Below are 1260 nucleotides of genomic sequence, written 5' to 3'. Positions count from 1 at the left end.
GGGCCGGCTTCAACGGGCCGGGGCAGCGTCTCGGCGACAGCACGACAGTCGCAGGCGATCCGCCAGTGGCCAATCCGGGCGGTAGGTCCCGTACGGAGGCTGGCTTCAACGGGCCGGGGCAGCGTCTCGGTGACGGCACGACAGTCGCAGGCGATCGGTCTGTCGCCAATCCGGGCGGTACGACCCGGACGCCCGGCGGGGATCGTTCCCTGCCCGTTCCCGACACGCTGGGCAGGAACGGCGATTCGGTCGCGCCTCCGGTGCCCGGGGGGAAGGACGGCGTGTCCGTCACGGACAGCCGTCAGACCAGCAGCGGGCCGGGCGGGGGTCGTTCGGGTGAGACGACCGGTATGCCCGCGCCTTCCACGAGGGCCGACGGCTCCTCGACGGCGCCGCTGCCCACCCCGGTTCCGGACCGGCCGGCCCCGCGGACGACGGAGTCTCCCGGCTCGACACCGAAACCGGGTCCGGTCGGCCGCGACGCGGTCAGCACCCCCGGCCCGGAGCAGCCCGTGGCCGTGCGTCCGGGAGGTTCCGGCGACGGGCCGGGCCTGGCCCCGCCGCCCGGGAAGCGCCCGGACGGGCCCCCGGTCGCACCGGACTCCCGGGTCACCCCGGACTCCCAGCCCGGCGGCACACCGCCGAGGAACACCGGTTCGGATACGCCTGTCGCGCACCCGGGCGGCACGTCCCGGACGCCGGATGAGCGCGTTGTAACCGGGAAGCCGGACGGGTCCGGCCCTGCCCGACCGGGGCAGCGTCTCGAAAGCACGACAGGCGGCCCGAACGGGGGCGGCCCGAACGGGCAGACGTCATCGCGCCCGAACGACAGCGGCAAGTCGCAAGGTGCGGACCCGGCCAGCACATCCCGGCCGGAGAGCAGCCCGAAGCCGGTGAGCCCCGCTGCTCCCAGAACCACGCCCAACAAGAAATTCGTCACGCTCGATGACTATCGCGGGGAATCGGACGGCGACGGGAAGAGCAATTCGAACCGGCAGACATCATCGCGCCCGGACAACAGCGGCAAGTCGCAAGGCGCGGACCCGGCCAGCACATCCCGGTCGGAAGGCAGTCAGAAGCCGGTGAGCCCCGCTGTCCCCAGAACCACGCGTAACAAGAAATTCGTCACGATCCACGACCTTCCTGCCGAGAGCCCGAACGGCAACGGGAAGAGCAATTCGAACCGGCAGACATCATCGCGCCCGGACAACAGCGGCAAGTCGCAAGGCGCGGACCCGGCCAGCACATCCCGGTCGGAAG

Annotated in this window: 1 protein-coding gene; it reads left to right on the top strand. The window is 72.1% G+C overall.

Annotated features, from left to right (window positions below):
* Nucleotides 1-893 precede the first annotated feature (893 nt).
* A partial coding sequence (locus tag ACFYNU_RS25750) for a hypothetical protein (RefSeq protein WP_388767343.1) occupies nucleotides 894-1260 on the top strand: 367 nt, incomplete at its 3' end.

The organism is Streptomyces sp. NPDC006643 (assembly GCF_042870175.1).
Classification (GTDB): domain Bacteria; phylum Actinomycetota; class Actinomycetes; order Streptomycetales; family Streptomycetaceae; genus Streptomyces.
This window is presented reverse-complemented; position numbering and strand designations above follow the sequence as displayed.